Origin of the sequence: Sphingobacterium micropteri (genome assembly GCF_014692515.1) — a bacterium.
GTDB lineage: Bacteria > Bacteroidota > Bacteroidia > Sphingobacteriales > Sphingobacteriaceae > Sphingobacterium > Sphingobacterium micropteri.
This window is the reverse complement of the sequence record NZ_JACOIK010000014.1, coordinates 38,624-57,759: the sequence shown is the minus strand read 5'-3', so window position 1 is coordinate 57,759 and position 19,136 is coordinate 38,624. Positions and strand designations below refer to the sequence as shown.

The 19,136-nt window shown below is 44.5% G+C and carries 12 protein-coding genes; 10 read left to right on the top strand and 2 right to left on the bottom strand.

Going from position 1 to position 19,136, the window contains the following annotated elements; genetic code table 11:
• Window positions 1-77 precede the first annotated feature (77 nt).
• The 9 genes from H8B06_RS17810 to H8B06_RS17770 all read left to right on the top strand — a co-directional run bounded on the left by H8B06_RS17810 (window position 78) and on the right by H8B06_RS17770 (window position 13,447).
• Window positions 78-1,178 carry a glycoside hydrolase family protein gene (locus tag H8B06_RS17810; protein ID WP_223857753.1) on the top strand — a complete coding sequence of 367 codons (1,101 nt, stop codon included), beginning with the start codon at window positions 78-80 and terminating at the stop codon, window positions 1,176-1,178.
• A gap of 164 nt (window positions 1,179-1,342) precedes the next feature.
• Window positions 1,343-3,034: a glycoside hydrolase family 28 protein gene (locus H8B06_RS17805; RefSeq protein ID WP_190995558.1), complete on the top strand. Its 1,692-nt coding sequence runs from the start codon at window positions 1,343-1,345 to the stop codon at window positions 3,032-3,034.
• A 10-nt stretch (window positions 3,035-3,044) separates the two neighbouring features.
• Entirely contained in the window at window positions 3,045-6,635 is a 3,591-nt protein-coding gene (locus H8B06_RS17800; protein WP_190995557.1) for a DUF4450 domain-containing protein, read from the top strand.
• Window positions 6,636-6,668: 33 nt separating this feature from the next.
• Window positions 6,669-8,822 (top strand): hypothetical protein, encoded by a 2,154-nt coding sequence (locus tag H8B06_RS17795; protein ID WP_190995556.1) that lies wholly within the window; start codon window positions 6,669-6,671, stop codon window positions 8,820-8,822.
• A gap of 6 nt (window positions 8,823-8,828) precedes the next feature.
• The gene (locus H8B06_RS17790; protein WP_190995555.1) at window positions 8,829-9,959 is read left to right on the top strand and encodes a glycoside hydrolase family 88/105 protein; all 1,131 of its coding nucleotides are present in this window, start codon (window positions 8,829-8,831) and stop codon (window positions 9,957-9,959) included.
• Between the two features lie 138 nt (window positions 9,960-10,097).
• Window positions 10,098-10,475, top strand: coding sequence for a hypothetical protein (locus tag H8B06_RS17785; RefSeq protein WP_190995554.1), 378 nt, complete (start codon window positions 10,098-10,100; stop codon window positions 10,473-10,475).
• Between the two features lie 103 nt (window positions 10,476-10,578).
• Window positions 10,579-12,534, top strand: a complete 1,956-nt coding sequence (locus tag H8B06_RS17780) for a S8 family serine peptidase (RefSeq protein WP_190995553.1) — start codon at window positions 10,579-10,581, stop codon at window positions 12,532-12,534.
• Window positions 12,535-12,897: 363 nt separating this feature from the next.
• Window positions 12,898-13,125 carry a hypothetical protein gene (locus H8B06_RS17775; RefSeq protein ID WP_190995552.1) on the top strand — a complete coding sequence of 76 codons (228 nt, stop codon included), beginning with the start codon at window positions 12,898-12,900 and terminating at the stop codon, window positions 13,123-13,125.
• Window positions 13,115-13,447, top strand: coding sequence for a type II toxin-antitoxin system RelE/ParE family toxin (locus H8B06_RS17770; RefSeq protein WP_190995551.1), 333 nt, complete (start codon window positions 13,115-13,117; stop codon window positions 13,445-13,447). Before H8B06_RS17775 ends, H8B06_RS17770 begins: the two co-directional genes overlap by 11 nt.
• A gap of 13 nt (window positions 13,448-13,460) precedes the next feature.
• Here the strand turns inward: H8B06_RS17770 and H8B06_RS17765 are convergent, their stop codons facing one another.
• Together H8B06_RS17765 and H8B06_RS17760 are read right to left on the bottom strand one after the other, a co-directional pair.
• Window positions 13,461-15,359 (bottom strand): family 43 glycosylhydrolase, encoded by a 1,899-nt coding sequence (locus tag H8B06_RS17765; RefSeq protein WP_190995550.1) that lies wholly within the window; start codon window positions 15,357-15,359, stop codon window positions 13,461-13,463.
• Between the two features lie 84 nt (window positions 15,360-15,443).
• On the bottom strand, window positions 15,444-17,027 hold the full coding sequence (locus tag H8B06_RS17760) for a rhamnogalacturonidase (protein WP_223857752.1): 1,584 nt from the start codon (window positions 17,025-17,027) through the stop codon (window positions 15,444-15,446).
• Window positions 17,028-17,272: 245 nt separating this feature from the next.
• On the opposite strand from H8B06_RS17760, the gene H8B06_RS17755 reads away from it, so the two are divergent.
• On the top strand, window positions 17,273-19,117 hold the full coding sequence (locus H8B06_RS17755) for a rhamnogalacturonan lyase family protein (protein WP_190995549.1): 1,845 nt from the start codon (window positions 17,273-17,275) through the stop codon (window positions 19,115-19,117).
• Window positions 19,118-19,136: the final 19 nt, after the last annotated feature.

Here is a 19,136-nt window from a genome sequence, read left to right as displayed (position 1 = left end):
AGTACATGACACCGTAGGGGTTATTTTTCGCTATATTAGAGACATAGACCTGAACAGCGATGTTAATAAATAAAACCATGACAAAAATAACAGGAGAACGAGCTGGACATTCCAGAAGAGATTTTATAAAGGCTGGCTTTTATTTATTGTCAGGTGCGATGGTCGTACCGTCTCTTTATGCATTTAATGCGGGTATTACGCCGGCTTTTACCCTAAAACCTATCGGTCGGTCGCTTGCCTTGGCAGACTACTATATTTGGTGTTCTTCCCCGATTTGGGGCGATGACGGCAAAGTACATCTCTTCTATTCGCGTTGGAAGAAAGAGAAGGGTATGAGTGGTTGGATTCGGGGTTCTGAAATTGCACATGCTGTTGCCGAGCACCCGGACGCACCCTTTAAAGATCTTGGTGTGGTACTTCGTCCAAGGGAAGGATATTGGGACAGCACAACTTGTCATAATCCCCTTATTCAGAAAGTAGGGGATACCTATTACCTGTTTTACATGGGCAATTCGAATGGAAAGACGGATACCAAACGCATCGGTATTGCGACGGCAAAGAGTCTAGACGGCCCATGGCAGCGTCCCGATAGCCCGGCGCTAATGCCGGGAGAAGAGGGGGCTTGGGACGACCATTGTACAACAAACCCTGCTTTTGTGGAAGGCGATGGTGGCAAATATTGGCTATTTTATAAATCTTGGAACACCGCAGAATACCAAAATCAATCGGGGGCGGTGCGCGGAAACCGGAAGTATGGTCTGGCAAAAGCCGACCACCCCGAAGGCCCCTATACAAAAGTATCGGATAAACCCGTTATCGACTTTTCCGGACGCCCCAATAATGCGCAATTGGAAGATGCATTTGTGTGGAAAGAAGCAGGGATGTATTACATGATTGCCCGGGATATGGGATTTTACAACCATGAGTTTGGGCTATTATTGTCTTCTACGGACGGTCTCCGTTGGTCGGAACCTCGGGTCTCCTATTTGGATATGAAGAGCTACGTGCAGGAGGGCAACCCTCCGGCACACCTCAAACGTTTTGGACGTTTAGAACGTCCCATGCTCCTGCTTGACAAAGATAAGGGAACGCCCCGCTATCTGTTTGGAGCAACCCAAGGAGGAGCCGCAGAAACATCGACAACATTTGTCTTCGATATTTTATCATATAAACTGTGATAATCTGTTAAAAATCTACATTATTTAGATGTTTTATTAATTTTTGGATGAATTGTATCAATTTTTAAAAGTAAAAAAAGAACGCTTAGTTTAGTTTTGATAACGTTTGGTCATACGTAAGACAAGCCCTCGGCTAATTTCGTTTGTTTAGAGATAATAAAAGGATGAAAAGAATAATAGATATATTAAAAAGATGCTTGCTGATATCGGTCGTTTTGGGGTGTATATCGTGCAACCATGATCACCGACCATCCGATTATGGTTATTTATATGAAGATTTACCTTTTGATATGCCCGTTGTATCACAGCCTACATTTCCAAATAACGAGGTGTCGATTACAGATTTCGGCGGTATCGGAGACGGCACAACATTGAATACAGCAGCATTCGCGGAAGCGATGGAAACGCTCTCAGCAAAAGGAGGGGGGCGATTGCGGGTGCCGGCAGGAGTCTGGTTTACCGGTCCTATCGTTTTTAGGAGCAATATCAACCTACACTTGGAAGACCGCGCGATTATCTTGTTTTCTCCCGACAAAGATTTATATCCCATCGTGGAAACTTCTTTCGAAGGACTCGACACCCGTAGATGTCAATCTCCCATTTCAGGAAGAAATTTGGAGAATATTGCGATTACCGGTAATGGCGCGATAGACGGAAACGGACATTATTGGCGTCCGCTGAAAAAAGATAAGGTTTCCGAGAGCTTTTGGAAACGCGCAACTTCCTCGGGAGGGGTGTTCAAACGTGACGATTATTGGATGCCGTCGGCGCAGTATTTACATGCGGATACCACCAGTGATATGAATGTGCCACGTCATCTAAAAACGGAAGAAGAATGGATGTCCGTGAGAGATTTCTTACGGCCGGTAATGGTCAGTTTTGTGGAATGTAGGAACGTTTTCCTGCAGGGTGTGATTTTTCAGAACTCACCCGCCTGGAATATTCATCCGCTGATGTGCGAGAATGTAATCTTGGACGGGGTACAGGTTAGAAATCCGTCGTATGCACAGAATGGGGATGGCTTGGATCTGGAATCCTGTAAAAATGCGATTATCGTCAACAGCACCTTTGATGTGGGCGACGATGGGATATGTATTAAATCCGGTAAGGACGAAGACGGACGGAAACGCGGCCGTGCCACGGAAAATGTCATCATCGACAATTGTACGGTATTCAAAGGCCACGGCGGTTTTGTGGTAGGTAGCGAGATGTCTGGGGGTGTTAAAAACATCCTGGTGTCCAACTGCCAATTCCTAGGGACTGATGTCGGTCTACGATTCAAAAGCCGCAGAGGTCGCGGTGGGGTGGTTGAGAATATTTTCATCCGCAATATCAGTATGTTTGATATTGCTACCGAACCACTTCACTTCAACCTGTACTATGGAGGTAAATCAGTCGTGGAAACCTTGGAAGATGGTGATGAGTCTAAAATCGTGGAGGAAATCCCACCAGTGGATGAAACGACGCCAACGTTTAAAAATATTTATATCAGCGATGTGGTCTGTGCAAGTGCCAGAAGAGCGCTCTATTTTTACGGGCTGCCGGAACACATGATTGATAACATCAACGTAGAAAACTTTGTTGTCCACTCCAAAGTAGGTGGCGAGATTCTGGAATCGGAGAAAATCAACCTCAAAGATGTGACGATCTATCCAGAGGAAGGGCCGGTGTTGACATTGCGCAATGTTAAAAATGTCCACATTGAAGGACTGAAAACAGATACGGAATCCAATATATTTGATATTTCCGGACGTCGATCATCCGATATTGCCATCCATGGTGATTACGAGGAAGGACAAATCGAGATCAGAAAAGATGCTTCATCGGATATCTTGAAATTACATGCCGTTAAATAAACCATCTATCATGAAGAAACGAATAGGATATATATGTCTTTCCTTGGCCATAGCATGGGGTGCAAGAGCAGATGGGGTGGCTCAATCCAGACATTGGCAAAAGAATCCGCGTAGCCTGCATTATACCGAAGATCAGGGCGACTTCCTGCTTGTGAATGGGAAATATCGTTTTAATCGAGCGCTCTATGGCAATAACAAACCTTCGCGTGTTGAGGCCGGAGATCTGCCGGAATTTGCGCTCTATATGCCGGGGATGGCGGGCAACCTGCAGTTTGTCATGGAAAAGGAAGGCTCTTTCAAAAAGCTGATTGATGCGGAACATATAGAAACGCGGTATCGTTCGGGATCGATGGTCTATCGGATACAAGATCCGCTAATCGGAGGTGGTACCCTCCATATTACCGTATTGGCGCAGGCGAATGAAGAAGGGATGATCGTGAAGTTAGAAGCGACAAACATGCCCGACGATGTCCGGGTACATGCGTTGTATGGCGGAGCGAGTGGGCAGAAATTTAGCCGCGGAGGTGATATAGGAGCCGATCCAGAATCGGGCTTTTATTTATTGCCGGAATATACTGTTCATAATCGTTATCAGTTAGCGCAAAATAATTTTGAGTTGACTTACCTTGATGGGAAAGGAAAAGAGGAGTTTGTATACGGTACTTTTTCTGGCGCCGAACAGGTTCAGCTTTCGGATGCGAAGGTATTGGAAGATTTGACGAAACTGACGGAGACGAAAGCGAGGGGTAACCCGATTGTTTATAGCACCTACGCACTGCAACATGCACCAGTATATATTCAAGTGGCAAAGGGCCGTTTGGAAGGAAAAAGATATCGTGCGTCCGAGTTGGCTGACCGATACCAACAAGCCGAACAGACGCGTTTGCAACTCACGGAACGGATAAGATTAAAAACGCCGGATCGGTTCTTAAATACGTTTGGTAGTGCTTTGGCGGTCGCTGCAGATGGTGTCTGGGAAAGCCCCACTTTTCTACACGGCGCCGTCGCTTGGCGCATGCGCCTGAATGCCTGGCGAGGTGCCTATGCGGCAGATGCTCTCGGATGGCATGATCGCGCAAAAGAACATTTTTCCAGTTATGCAAACTCCCAGGTGCTAGAACCCGCGAAAGCAAAAGTGGTGATGGACACCGCCTTACACCTTGCACGGCATATAGAGGAAATGGGAACTTCCATGTTTTCGAGTGGATATATTTCCCGTAATCCAAACAACAATACGGTCGCTCACCACTACGATATGAACCTCGTATTTTTCGATCAAATATTTACACATTTTGATTATACGGGCGATCTGACGTATTTACAGGAAATGTGGCCTACTATTGAACGTCATCTGGATTGGGAGCGCCGTAATTTCAAGAGAGGAGGTCTCTACGATGCTTATTGTGCGATCTGGGCGAGCGATGGGTTGCAGTATTCGGGAGGAGGCGTAGCCCATACCTCGGCATACAATTATAGAGCGAATAAAGCGGCTGCAAAACTCGCTAAACTGCTGGGAAAAGATCCTTCCTTTTACGAAAAGGAAGCAGCGGAGATCGGCAAAGCATTGCGCGAACGACTCTGGCTAGAAGAAAAAGGCTATTTTGCCGAATATCAAGATGCGCTAGGCCAGCAATTGGTACACGACAAACCGGGGCTATGGACCGTCTATCATATAGCAGATGCCTATTTGCTGGATGAATTTGATAGCTATCAAAATACACGATATATCGATAATCACCTGCCCCATATCCCGATCCAGGTCGAGGGGCAAGAACAGGAGGATCTTTACACCTTAGCGACAACTACTTGGCAGCCCTATACTTGGTCGATCAACAACGTGGCGCTCGCAGAAAACTTGCAGGGAGCCTTAGCCTATTGGCAATCGGGGCGGCAGGACGACGCCTTCCGTTTGTGGAAGAGCAACATCATGGAAAGTATGTACCATGGTATAAGTCCGGGCAACTTTCAACAGTTATCGCATTACGATGCCTTCCGTGGCGAACTATACCGAGACTTTGCAGACCCTATCGGGGTGGCTTCACGGACGTTAACGGAAGGGCTATTTGGTTTTTACCCCAAGCTGTTGGATGAACATATACTGATAAAACCGGGGTTTCCGGAGGATTGGGATTTTGCGGAGATTGAATTACCCGCATGGAGCTATGCTTTTCGGCGGGAAGCAGAGAATCTCTATTACGAGATTCATACAAAATATAAGAAACCGGTAGCCTTAAAAATGGAAGTGCCGTTTAGCTTTGCCTATATGAATTCCGTAGAGGTGAACGGGAAGCCGGTAGATTGGTCAATCAAAAGATCGTCGATCAATAAACCTGTGTTGACGTTTGAAGCACCGGCCGCAGCAGACTTTTCTATAAAAATAAACGGTGTGGGCCAGTTGGATTTTCCGGATAATGCGCTGATCGAACATCCCTACACAGAGGAACTTACGCTTCCGCTATCGACAAGTGTGAAACTGGTAGACGTCTACGATCCACAACAGCTCATTACCGGGCAAACGGCCAGTACTTTTTCTTACGTACAGAAAGAGCATAAGGGTACTTTCTTCGTGAAATTGAAACAGGGGAATGTAACTTGGTGGCACGCGGTAGACATTTCTTTGACCGCGCCGATTGGCGTGGATAGACGGGTGGAGGAGGAACAACCTCGTCTGCGTTTACGAAATCATACGGAGAAACAATTGGCAGGTCGTATGGAGAAAGCCGGTTTCAAGCAAGCCGTGTCGTTTTCGCCGTCAGCCGTTACGGAAGTCGAATTGCCGGGCGCCTCGCTCACGAAAGGTACCAATGTTTTTCAGATCGATGTAGCAGGGACGCAGATACCGGTGAAACATGTACAGTGGGAGATGAAAAACAAAGGGACGTACCGAACCCAAGATCTTTCTACGCATTATAATGCCCAGCTCAGCGATATTTTTAAGCAGCGTTACTTATCGCCACGGCCTGCTGTTCCTACACTACAGCTACCGTGGCAGGGGATCGGAAACTGGTGCTATCCACTGGTCGAACCTTCGATTGACGATAGCGGCTTAATGGCAGCGCGTAAACAGGAAGAAGTAAACTATCTGGGCATTCCATTCCTGATTAAAGGAGATACAAAAAATGTACTATTTGTCAGCCAATGGGATAATTACCCAACCGTGCAAGAAATGCCGTTAAAGGGCAAGGCAGATAAGGTATATCTGCTGATGGCAGGCTCGACAAACCCTATGCAATCCCAGATGGTAAATGCACGTGTGAAAGTGTTGTATGAGGATGGAGAAGAAGCTGTTTTGGAATTGAAAAATCCGACAAACTGGTGGCCGATTGAACAGGATTATCTGGATGATAATTATGCTTTCGAGATCCCCGATGAGGACATCCCTTATCGTGTAGCACTCAAAACAGGTGAATTATATCGTGGTGGTGAGCTGGAAAAATACACGGAGATTAAAGGGCTTAATAGTAGAGGGATTGACGGCGGTGCGGCAACCCTATTGGACTTGCCTTTAGATGGTTCGAAAAACCTGAAAGCACTACAGCTTATCGCAGAAACAAACGACGTGGTGGTCGGTCTTATCGCCGCCACATTATTGACAAAGTAAAATCCATTGCTAACATACAAAAAATACATATAGATGAGCAGAAATTTGATAACGGGACTTGGCGCAGCCCTCTTGATCTTCGCCTCCTGCCAGACGACGCCCGAGAGCGGAAAAATTGATCGAAAAGCGGTTGTGCAGCGTCACAATATCGTTAATCAATCGGCCGATACACTGGCTTCACTAACCGTTGGAAATGGTGTATTTGCTTATACGGTAGATGTCACCGGGATGCAGTCTTTTCCGGTATATTACAAAAAAGGGGTGTCATTGGGCACGCAGTCCGAATGGGGATGGAATACCTTCGATAACGATGAAAACTACTTGTTCGAAGAAACCTTAAAATCATATGATTTTAACAACGAAGGACGGGATGCAAAATACAGTGTCCAGCATAAAGAAGGCGGGAGGAATACGGAAGCCACAGAATACTATCGGGTAAATCCACATCGGTTGCAGCTCGGAAACGTAGGTTTAGCCTTTACGTTGAAAAACGGCGAACAGGCGACGGTCGAAGATATACAGCAGGCGGAACAGACGCTGGATTTATGGACGGGCTTGATCTACAGTAAATTTACAATAGAAGGTGAGCCGGTAGAAGTGTGGACGGCGGCGGCACAGTCAGCCGATAAAATTGCGGTAAAGGTGTCTTCCCCTTTGATCCAATCCGAACGCTTGCAGGTATTCATACGTTACCCTTTCCCAAGTGGACAGTTTCTGGACGAAGCAGCCTATTATGAAGAGGAAGATCAGCACGAAAGCAAAATTTTTGCGCAGGCAGATGAAACTGCCGTATTGGAACATGTCCTGTCGGGAACCAATTATTTTACGGGGCTGAACTATTCAAAAGGAAAACTCGAAGAGGCCGGAAAACACCATTTTGTATATCAACCGGCGTCGAATCTCGAGACGTTTGTGTTTTCCTTCACGTTTGCGGAAGAAAATAACTTTGAACGTGGTACCGCGGACTATGAAAAAGCTGCTCAAGAAAGTGAAGATAGCTGGAGAGCGTTTTGGGAAAGTGGTGCAGCGGTAGATTTTGAGGGAAGTACGGATCCTAGGGCACACGAGTTGGAGCGTAGACTTATACTGTCACAATATCTCACCCGTGTACAATGTGGGGGTAGTAATCCGCCACAGGAAACAGGTCTAACCTTCAATAGCTGGTATGGCAAACCGCATACCGAGATGCACTGGTGGCATGGGGTGCATTTTGCACTCTGGGGGCGTCCTGAAATTATGGAAAAGACGCTGAACTATTATTTCCATACGTTTGAAAAAGCAAAAGCATTGGCAGAACGTCAGGGATATAAAGGCGTACGGTGGATTAAAATGTCGGACAACGACGGTAATGAGAGTCCGTCTTCGGTCGCGGCTTTCCTGATCTGGCAGCAACCCCATATCATCTATATGACGGAGCTGGCCTATCGCGATAAGCAAGATAAAAAGGTCTTGGAAAAATATAAAGATTTGGTCTTTGCATCGGCTGAGTTTATGGCAGATTACGCACATTACGATACAGAAAAAGATCGCTATAACCTGGGCTTGGGCGTGATCCCTGCACAGGAAGTCTTTCCGGCGGCGAAAACCATTAACCCTACCTACGAGGTGGCTTATTGGGATTGGGCATTGCGCGTTGCACAGGAATGGAAAGAGCGCTTAGGTGAACCGCGGGTTGCCGAATGGGACGAGGTCATTAACAAACTGGCTCCGTTACCGGTGCAGGGCGATGTTTATCTAGCTACCGAAACAGCAACGGACTCTTATACTTTTCCGAAATGGATGACGGATCACCCGGCTGTGCTGGGCGCTTTGGGGATGGTTCCTGAATCTCCAAAACTGGACAAAGGTATTATGAAGAATACGCTGGAGACCGTATGGGAGAAATGGTTCTGGGAAAAAACCTGGGGTTGGGATTTTCCGATGACGGCCATGAATGCAGCGCGTCTGGATTTGCCCGAAAAAGCATTGGATGCCCTGTTTATGGACATACAGACCAATACCTACCTCAAGAACGGACATAATTATCAAGATGGCAGATTACGCATCTACCTACCGGGCAACGGTGGAACACTGACAGCCGTGGCCATGATGTTGGAAGGGTGGGATGCTTCGGAAGGGGATTTCCCCGGATTCCCGAAAGATGGGACATGGAAGATTAAAAAAGAAGGATTTAAAAAGATGCCCTAGAGACATATGAAAAAGTTGTTTTTATTTATTTTAATAGGCTGTGGAAGTATCGTATCCACGGCACAAGATTTCACGACTAAAAAGGATGTGGTGAAACAGTTACGTGTGGTGAATGATTATTTTATGAAGAAATGGCCCGATCCGGGCAAAAATATTATCACCAACAAAGAACGTAGGGCAAATATCTGGACGCGGGGGGTATATTACGAAGGGCTCATGGCATTCTATAAGATTGATCCGGACAAAAGATATTACGACTATGCGGTAGAATGGGGCGAAAAGCATGACTGGAAACCCGTTCGTGGAGAAGTATACACCCGGCATGCGGATAACCAAAACTGTGGGATGACTTATATTGACCTGTACCGTATCGATCCACAACCCGTACGGATAGAAGCCATCCAGAAAAATATCGACTCGGTGATCAATAGCGGCCGTTATAATGATTGGACCTGGATCGATGCTATCCAGATGGCTATGCCGATATATGTGAAGTTAGGGGTTACACTAAACGATACAAAGTACTTCGATTACATGTACAAAATGTACCACCACATCAAATATGTGGAGGGCGGAAACGGCTTGTACAATCCGGAAGATAAACTATGGTGGCGCGATAAGGATTTCGTTCCGCCCTATACAGAGCCGAACGGCGAAGACTGTTATTGGTCGCGGGGTAACGGCTGGGTGCTAGCAGCTTTAGCACTTGTATTGCAGGAGTTGCCCACCACTGACCCGCATTATGCGGAATACTTAGCAGATTTTAAAAGTTTGGCCGAAGGCGTAGCTCCTTTGCAACGTGCAGATGGCTTTTGGAATGTGAGTTTACATGATCCGAATCACTACGGTGGTAAGGAAACAAGTGGCACGGCCCTTTTTGTATATGGAATGGCTTGGGGTATGAACAACGGCATATTGGATAAGGCGACTTATTGGCCTATCGTGGAAAAGGGCTGGACAGCCATAAGCCATGAATCTATCCAACCTAATGGTTTTTTAGGATACGTCCAATCCACGGGGAAAGAACCTAAAGATGGCCAGCCGGTAACTGTCGACAAAGTGCCGGATTTTGAAGATTACGGTTTGGGTTGTGTGTTGCTGGCTGGAAGCGAGATTTATAGGCTGGTAGGATTGTAGCGACGAAGACGTCAGAACCGTTCTATATTAGAATTGTAAACTATAAACTTTGTTATGATGAAGAATTTTTTATCTCACGTAATTATATACAGTTTTTTGTTGATCATATATTCTTGTTCAAAAAACAATGACAGCAATATGGATTGTCTGCCGGTATTACCTCCATTTGTTGTGGATTTTAATATCGTTGACGAACAGGGGAACGACGTGTTTTTTGGCGAAAATTCCAAATATATAATAGATGATTTTAAGATTGTCCGAAAGGTCAATGGAGAGCACTTAAATTTACCATTTACTGTAAGGGATAAGGAACCCAAATTTTTAAAGCTCACTGTTCCTCCAAGTCAAGGGGATACCTGTTATCTTGTTTTTTCTACAAATGACATAGATACACTGGTTTATTTCGGCTCTAAAATACGAGAAATAGAATGTATGGGGTTGCGACTCGATTCTATTATCGTTAATAACAAAAAAATAGAGAACGATGTCAACGGTGTTTATTATCTCAGTAAATAAACTAAGAAATAATTTAAACTATTTATTATGAAAGCAGTTGAACAATTACTACGTAATGACGTGCAGAGGTTTTATTACAGTGAAACAGGTGATAAAATAATATTTGAATCCGATTAGAAATCGGATTCTCCTTCAATTAAAGGATCTGTCTGAGGACGGAGATAATTCTATTTCTACGCTAGGATTAGATGCTTTGGCAGAATATTTAGAAGAGAAGAAAATCGATATCACTAGCAAACTTCCACCATTTTTAGAAATAGACCTGAACATTTCTGATAATAAAAATCAAATACTGCGTGATCTAACTTCGTATGAGCGTACAGAACAGGTTTTGAACGTAAGTCAGATGTTTTCTGATGAAACTACCACAAACTATGGTCTTATCAACCAGTTAGTAGTGAAGTTTAAGCATGAAGCAACGGAAGAAGATCTAAAGAGGCTAAAAGAACAATTTCACATTGTTGATATTATAACGGTATTGGGTCAAGTAAACACATATATACTAACGTTAGATAAGGTATCAGAGTTAGATGCGTTGGATTTATCAAATATTCTGTTTGAAACTGGGCGATATATCTATGCTCAACCAAACTTTTTTACAGCAATACAGACAACTGCTTTTACTCCAAACGACCCTTATTATAACTCCTCATGGCACTTACCCAAAATTGAAGCACCAGAAGCTTGGTGCTGGGCGAGCGGTGATACTATCAATATTGGGATTGTAGATATAGCGGTACAAATTGACCATATTGATCTATCCACTTTGCCGGGATACGATCCAACCGGTATGCCGATAGGAACTGATAGGCACGGTACTGTTTGTGCCGGAGCGGCAGCTGCTATAGGAAACAACGGCATTCTGGTTACTGGAGCTGCTTATAAATCTAAAATAATTCCGATAAGAATAGGATATAATCCATCTTCTGACCCGAACAATACAACGTTTTATAGTATAGATTCTTGGAAATATGGTGCCATGGCGTATGCGGTGTACAATGCTCCCGTCCATGTTCTCAGTTGTTCTTTTGGTCTGGGTAATCCCAGCGCACTCGTTCAATCGGGTTTTCAACTAGCGTATTCAAATGGGGGAAGAAGTGGTAAAGGCATTCCTATTTTTGCTGCAACAGGGAATGACTATGCTTCTTCGATAAATTTTCCGGCATCTAGTCCATACACAATGGCCGTAGGAGCGACGGGAGATAATGATAATAGATCCGTTTTCTCTAATTACGGAGCTGGCATTGGTATTGTCGCACCAGGAGATGGAATTTTTACTACGGCGTATTCTGATACCTTTACTATTTCTTCGGGAACTTCATTAGCCACACCAATAGTAGCGGGAGTAGCAGCGATGATTCTTCAATGTCAGCCAAATTATTCTCCATATCATGTCTATCAAATCTTGGGAACAACAACAGATAAGGTGGGAGGAGTAATATACGGGAATTATGGAACTACATACCCCTTTGGTACTTGGAATAATGAGATGGGATATGGACGGTTAAACGCGTATAAAGCTATTCAAAAAGCATTGCCTTTTGAGATTTCAGGATCCGAAATCGTTTGCTCTAATGGAACGTTTGAAATGCAAAATCTCCCTTCAGGGAGCCAAATAACATGGGACGTTACGCAACAGCTGAACATTGTAGGCGCAAATACCTCGAATCCCGTAAACGTACAATTCGCTTCTGTTGGTTGGGCAACGGTTACGGCAACGATAAATAATTCTTGTGGAAGTCCGTTCGAAAGAAAATTATCTGTGCCTGTTGGGCCGGCACCTGTACCTTGGGATATGAACGTCAATGGTCCATACAATCTCGCGATTTTTTCGAAAGGCTTATTCACGTTCCCAACAACATATCCAGGGGATTATTATACAGAGTATATCTTTTTGGTTAATGGTCAAGAAACAGGCATAGACTTCCAAATTGATTTTTTTAGTTTTGGTGAAGTTGAAATTATGTTTTATGACATCGGGACATTTGCTGTTTCCGTGAGGATACAAACTCCATGTGGAAATGTTTTTTCTCAACCATTTTATGTAACTGTTAATTAGTTTGAAAGAAATGATTATCGTAATTTTTTATGATAATAAAAAAAGCTAGACAGCGATAACTGACGAAGCGATTCAACCGAATGGATTTTTAGGATATGTCCAATCTACGGGAAAGGAACTGAAGGATGGCAAGCCGGTAACTGTCGACAAAGTGCCAGACTTTGAGGACTATGGTCTGGGCTGTGTGTTGCTTGCGGGAAGCGAGATTTATAGGCTGGTGGAATAAGTGGTAGGTGCCGATTACAAAGTCGGTACCACTTTTTTAATTCTTCCATCCCGACACTGATGTTTATCTTTTCTGCTACTAGCCAAAGTAATATGAAATTATTTCGTAAATTTGAAATAAGGTTTAATGTAATTGTTATGGCAGGGAGCATATTATACGTAAGTGACGAAAAAGGAAAAAAGACCAGTGTTTTGGTCCCGTTGACCGAATGGGAGGCTATAATAAAAGAGCGTAAATATCTGAAAGAAAAACTCGAAAAAGCTGAATTATCTCTACGGTTCAAAAAAGTATTGACAGATGTAAATCTATTTAAACAAGGTAAACTCAAAACACGACCAGTAAAGGATTTGTTGGATGAGCTATGAGATTGTTGTTAGTGATGTTTTTCGCCGATCTGCCAAAGCCCTGTCGAAAAAATATCCATCCTTTAAGAATGACTTAGCAATTTTAGTTGAGCAACTGTCTGAGAATCCACAAAGTGGAATTCCTCTGGGAGGGAATCTATTTAAGGTCAGATTAGCTATAGAAAGTAAAGGAAGAGGAAAGTCAGGAGGTGCTAGAGTAATAACTTTTGTCCTTTATCAAGATGAAAAATTACTATTGGCTGAGGTATATGACAAATCAGATTATAGTTCGATAAATGAAAAGGAAATCTTGCAAAATTTGCGTGGTGAAGGGTTGATATAAATTGTGGTGCCGATTACAAAGTCGGCACCACTTTTTTTATCGTTCCGTCATCATTGAATTCCAGACGGTCGATGCACACCTCACGATGATAGCCTGCGGCACGTCCCATATCGATGCCGTTTGGACGGCTAAAGCGATGATAAACAATATGCCACTCATCTGTACCGGGGACTTGCAATACGGAATTATGTCCGGTACCGTATATACCCTTTTTAGAAACTTTTGCTAAAATAAGGTTGTCTTCGGGGATTTCCATAGGACCGGTCGGAGATTTAGACATCGCGTAGCGCACGCGGTAATCTTCACTGCGGGTATCATTTTCCGAATATAGAAAATAGTAAATTCCGTTGCGGTAAAAAACTTCTACCGCTTCCCGGAAACGCGGTAAAGAAAAGGTCTGCAACGTCTCTTTTTTCATCGAAACCATGTTGTCGTTTAATTCGACGACAGCCACATAACCATTGCCCCAATACAGATAATCCTTGCCCGATACGGGGTCGTGGAATATATCCGGATCTATTTCGGCACCGCGGTTTATATCTTCCGGTTTCCAGTCGACCAACGGTTTGCCCGAATCGATAAATGGTCCGGTTGGCTCATCGGATACCGCGACGCCTATTTTTCCCGCGCCGGTATAATAATAGTAATATTTGTAGACACCATTTTTTTCTTTCTCTATAATACACGGAGCCCAAGCCTTTTCACGCGCCCAGGGCACATCCTTTGCCAGATCCAGGATCACACCCTCATCTTTCCAGTCCACGAGATTTTCGGAAGAGAATGTTTTAAAATAATGTCCACTCCATTCCATAAATCCATCACTGGTTGGGTATAAGTAGTATTTTTTGTCTTTCTGTGAATAAATAATCTCTGGATCAGCGTAATAACCCGTTATAATCGGATTTTTGTTGATTTTAGGAAGATTCGCGGGCTGGCCCCATTTACCGATCAATCGACGTAGCTCCTCGTTGGTAATGGAAACAATCGAACCATGACGCGGTTTAAAATCCATCGATATCTCCTGGTCAATCGGTGTGAAATTTTTTAAATCGTCACTTTTTGTAAAATGGAATTCCTTTTTGCGGTAAACATCGTACATCAGGATATAGGTGTCTGAATTGTTTAGCTTGAAGATGCTGGATCCCTCGACAGATTCCTGCGTTTGCTGTTTATACCCTTCTTTTTCATCCCATTTACCGGAAGTAAGCGATGCCGTTGTAGCCAGTTTGATACCGTCTCCATGCCCTTCGGTTTTATAGAACATATAGTAAAGGCTGTCTTCGTAGTGGATAATATCGCCGTCGATGCATGGCTTACCTTCTTTCGGGAAGAAAAGCTGCTTGGGCTCCGTTTCCAGATCCGTGAAATCAGTGTTAGCATAAGCATAATAAATAATATCCGGACCATCTCCATGCTTCATCGACCAGTAGATCATGTATTTGTCAGCTTCTTTATCGTAGATCGTCTGTGGGGCCCATACCCGTTTCAGATCTTCCTGTCCGCTATATTTCTGTTGGATATTGACGATACTGGAATTCCAGTTGATCAGATCGGTCGATTTCAGCAATACCATAGCACGGTTGGAATCCCAACCTTTGGACGCCATCATATCTGTAGCCACCATATAGAATGTCTTCCCGTCTTCGGCACGCAGGATATGCGGATCCCGCAGTCCACCGGCCGAGCTAATCTGCTTGCTGTCTAAAACAGGTTGGTTATCGTTGAGCGAAAAGTAATTGTACCCATCTAAGCTAATGGCAAACCGGACTGCCTCACCGTTTTCACCTCCTCCAAAATAGGTGAAAAGATACCCGCCGAGATCTTTTTCAAGTATGTTTCCTCCTTGCGCCGATAACTGGATCCCGGATAATAGCAGGGATAATAAAAGGAATGTTGTTTTGATTTGTTTCATATAATAAATTTAAGTTCGTAAGATATACTAATTACAATACGATGTTTTTTTAATAGGGTAGGCAACCTGTGATACCCTAATTCTTTACAACGACTTTGCTTTTACTTTTTTCAGTCGCATCTGCCGCTTCGAATTGTTTTCCTTTAAATGAAAATCTTCCACGTCCTTTAAAACGAATTTAGCTACACCCGGCATGGTTTGGACGGTAATATTATTGAAAAAAGCACCTTTTACATTCTCCAGAATAAATGGCGGCCGGTAGTCTGGATTTTCAAACTCCAGTGTAATGTTGTCCATATATACATTCTTGGCATGCCGGATAAAGAAGCCATAAGCGGGGATTTCGCCAAACTCCTGTGGATCCGGGTACGATTCTTCCAGCTCAGGTACGACTGTCTTCGCCTGCTCGACTGTGCCACCACCTGTGATGCGGATCCAGATATTGGAGAGACGGATATCTTCTACATCATGTCCCGGAATGCCCATCAGCATCGAGCCATAGACAGGGTTGCTTGCTGTGATGACAACATTATCCACCAAGACACGTTTGAATGTCCCGATCTGTAAATCGTCCGGACCACGCATCCGTCGCCCCAAGCGAAAGAAAAAAGGCGCATTAAGGATGTCGTTCATCACGATATTGGATACCGTTATATTTTCCAATACAGCACCGTCAACGGTTTCGAGTGCCAAGCCACGACAATGTTCAAAGGTACAGTTAGTGATCGTGATGTGCCGAAAAGCTGCATTAGATTCTGTTCCGAATTTTATCCGCCCGGTAACGACACCTTTGTCTGGTGCTTGTTTTTGTGTTTTCTGGAATGTACCATCTAGAAAGGTGCCTTCATCATAACCAAATACCGAACAGTTCTGGACAGTGACATGCTCGGTCGGGATCGGTCGGCCCAGGGCATACGATGATTTTAAGACCAGCGCATCATCATTAGGCGAATTGAGCAGGCAATCCGAAACCCGAACATGCCGACAGCCGTCAATATTAATGGCATCTCGGTTGGTATCGATCTTGAGGTTGGTGATGGTCAGGTTATCAATGCCCGTGGCAAGTATCCCAAAATGCCCGCCCTGTAAAATAGAAAAATCTTTGAGGACAACATTTCTGCACTCCTTTAAGGCGATGGATTTATTCCCCAGTCCCGGCGTGGGATCACCCCATTTTTGCAATCCTTTACCGTAGATCATACCCGTTCCGACAATGGCTATGTTTTCGAGATGTTCGCCCCATATCAAGCTGTTGCGGAAATGGCTGTGTCCGAAATCCTGATATTTCAGGTCGGCCCACGGATTAGGTTCCGGAGTGTCATATTGCCCGGGATGTTCGTCCTTATGCGCAGCAACAATTGTTGCCCCGGGACTTAAATATAATGTGATATTACTTTTTAAACGAATAGAAAAACAAAGGTAGGTGCCTGCCGGAAGAACCACCGTGCCACCACCGGCTGCGGCAGCAACATCAATAGCGCCATTTATGGCTATATGGTCGAGATGGATGCCATCGCCGTTGGCGCCGTAATCCATCACGTTGTAAAAAGCACGCTTGTCTTTTTGAACCATTGCTACTGAAAACTGGTAGAAAATTAGGAAAAATAGGGCCAACAAAAGTGATAATCGTTGTGTAGATAGGCAGGGATATTGTGTCGTTTTTCTCATACCGCAGGTTTACGTAAAAGATACAGCAGCTACAATAGTATATTTTTTTAATGGCATGTGCAACCTGTGCTGTCCTTGTTTAGTCGTTTCTCACCATGGTGTAATGAAAACTCAGCAATTCAAATGTATTTTGCAGGCAGGAGGGTGCAGGTTGCCGTCGCGCATATAAAATAATAACTTCGTAATTACCAGTGTATAAACCCATGAAAAATGGAAATGATCATATTTTAAATAGATAAGCCGTTATGAACTACACACACATCCTTTGGAGCATCGCGTTGCTGTTTTTGTGGAATTTCCATGCTTTTTCACAAGATCCGAAGGAGCGCACCTATATGTACGAGATTTTAAATCCTAGTCACGAGCCGAAACAAGAGGTAAAGGGGTTTGCCCAAACAAGAGTTGAAGAGAAGCTCGATCGCGGGTTGACCTTAGCCCATATCAACGAAAATGGTGCGGTTCACATTAGTTGGCGATTATTAAAAACGGATGATGACGCTATCGCATTTAACGTATATCGCGCTGTAAATAATAAACAGAAGAAATTGAATCAAAGGCCGATCACCGTCACAACGGATTTTGTCGACACCTCCGTTAAGGGAGCCAATGCGACCTATTGGGTAGAAGCGATCAACGGTACGGAGAAAACGACCAGCGAAAAGAAATCCTTAGCTCAACATGATGGCGAAGAAGTCAATTATCATCGTATAAAACTGAAAGATCCAAATGTGCGGGCGGGAAAGGTTGCCGTAGCTGACTTAAATGGCGATGGTCAATACGATTATATAATTCGCCATCCCCATACAAATGTTGATCCGGGTGTGCCGAACCCCGATGATGGTACAACGTATAAGATAGAAGCCTATTTGCACGACGGCACGTATTTGTGGACGAAAGATTTAGGACTAGGAATTGAGCCGGGTGTGTGGTATTCGCCCTTTATTGCGTATGATTTTGATGGGGACGGAAAAGCCGAAATCGCCCTAAAAACTGCCGGAGACGATTATCTAAAGAACGATGCTGCACGCATCTATGGGGGCAGTGAATATTTGTCGGTCTTGGACGGGATGACCGGGGAGGAGATAGCCCGTGTGGACTGGCCGGAACGGAATGACCGATACGGCAATGTAAACCGTCAAAACCGAAATCAAATCGGTATGGCCTATTTGGACGGGAAGACACCCAGTATTCTGGCAGCTCGGGGTACCTATAAACTGATGGTTGTAGATGCATGGCAACTGAATAACGGGAAGCTGGAAAAATGCTGGCGATGGGATGGCGATGAGGAGAACCCTGTCGTGCGAAGCCAAGGCGCACATAACATGGTTTGTGGCGATGTAGACGGCGATGGAAAAGATGAGATTTTGCTCGGTTCCTGTATGCTTAACAGCAACGGAACATTGCGCTGGTCGACAGGCTTGGGGCATTCCGATAAAGCCTATATGACGGATATCGATCCAGACCGGGAGGGTATGGAAGTATTTCTGGCGATCGAACCTTGGATAGATAATGGTTATGGTGTGAGCACAGTGGACGCGAGTACCGGCGAGCGGATTTGGGGAGTAGGGCATAAAACGTTTCATGTGGGGGACGGTATGGTTGCAGACATCGATCCGAATAGCCCCGGATTGGAATGTTTTGCCGCAGAAGATAAAAAAGGAGGTTCTACCGATAAATACATGTTGAGTGCCGATGGTAAAAAATTAGCTTCCAATGCCGATGTACCTCCTTGTCGGAACTGGATCTGGTGGGATGCCGGAAATACCCGCCAATTGTTTTTCGGGGATGATAACCGTTGGGGCGCAGAATCGATGTCAGGAGGAAGGCGTCAGTCTATCGGCTATTGGAGGGGTGATAAAATTGCAGATGGTATCTACGGTGATATCATTATGATAGCTGATCTGTTTGGCGATTGGCGTGAAGAGGTGGTGACCGCCTTGCCCGGCGAATTACGGATCTACCATACCCATATTCCAGCGAAGGGCCGAAAGGTAACCTTAATGCAAGACGGCGTGTATAGGAGCTATGTGTTGCAGCGTTCGCAGGGTTATCCACAAGCACCGGTTCCATCTTATTATTTGGGGAATTAGTATCGTTTATCGGTATAAT

Bases quoted from the DNA above. Each gene is read 5' to 3' on its own strand.
- H8B06_RS17790 (WP_190995555.1), top strand. From the start codon at position 8,829: ATGAAAAAGTTGTTTTTATTTATTTTAATAGGCTGTGGAAGTATCGTA.
- H8B06_RS17760 (WP_223857752.1), bottom strand. From the start codon at position 17,027: ATGAGAAAAACGACACAATATCCCTGCCTATCTACACAACGATTATCA.
- H8B06_RS17770 (WP_190995551.1), top strand. From the start codon at position 13,115: ATGAGCTATGAGATTGTTGTTAGTGATGTTTTTCGCCGATCTGCCAAA.
- H8B06_RS17800 (WP_190995557.1), top strand. From the start codon at position 3,045: ATGAAGAAACGAATAGGATATATATGTCTTTCCTTGGCCATAGCATGG.
- H8B06_RS17765 (WP_190995550.1), bottom strand. From the start codon at position 15,359: ATGAAACAAATCAAAACAACATTCCTTTTATTATCCCTGCTATTATCC.
- H8B06_RS17795 (WP_190995556.1), top strand. From the start codon at position 6,669: ATGAGCAGAAATTTGATAACGGGACTTGGCGCAGCCCTCTTGATCTTC.
- H8B06_RS17775 (WP_190995552.1), top strand. From the start codon at position 12,898: ATGGCAGGGAGCATATTATACGTAAGTGACGAAAAAGGAAAAAAGACC.
- H8B06_RS17785 (WP_190995554.1), top strand. From the start codon at position 10,098: ATGGATTGTCTGCCGGTATTACCTCCATTTGTTGTGGATTTTAATATC.
- H8B06_RS17755 (WP_190995549.1), top strand. From the start codon at position 17,273: ATGAACTACACACACATCCTTTGGAGCATCGCGTTGCTGTTTTTGTGG.
- H8B06_RS17810 (WP_223857753.1), top strand. From the start codon at position 78: ATGACAAAAATAACAGGAGAACGAGCTGGACATTCCAGAAGAGATTTT.
- H8B06_RS17805 (WP_190995558.1), top strand. From the start codon at position 1,343: ATGAAAAGAATAATAGATATATTAAAAAGATGCTTGCTGATATCGGTC.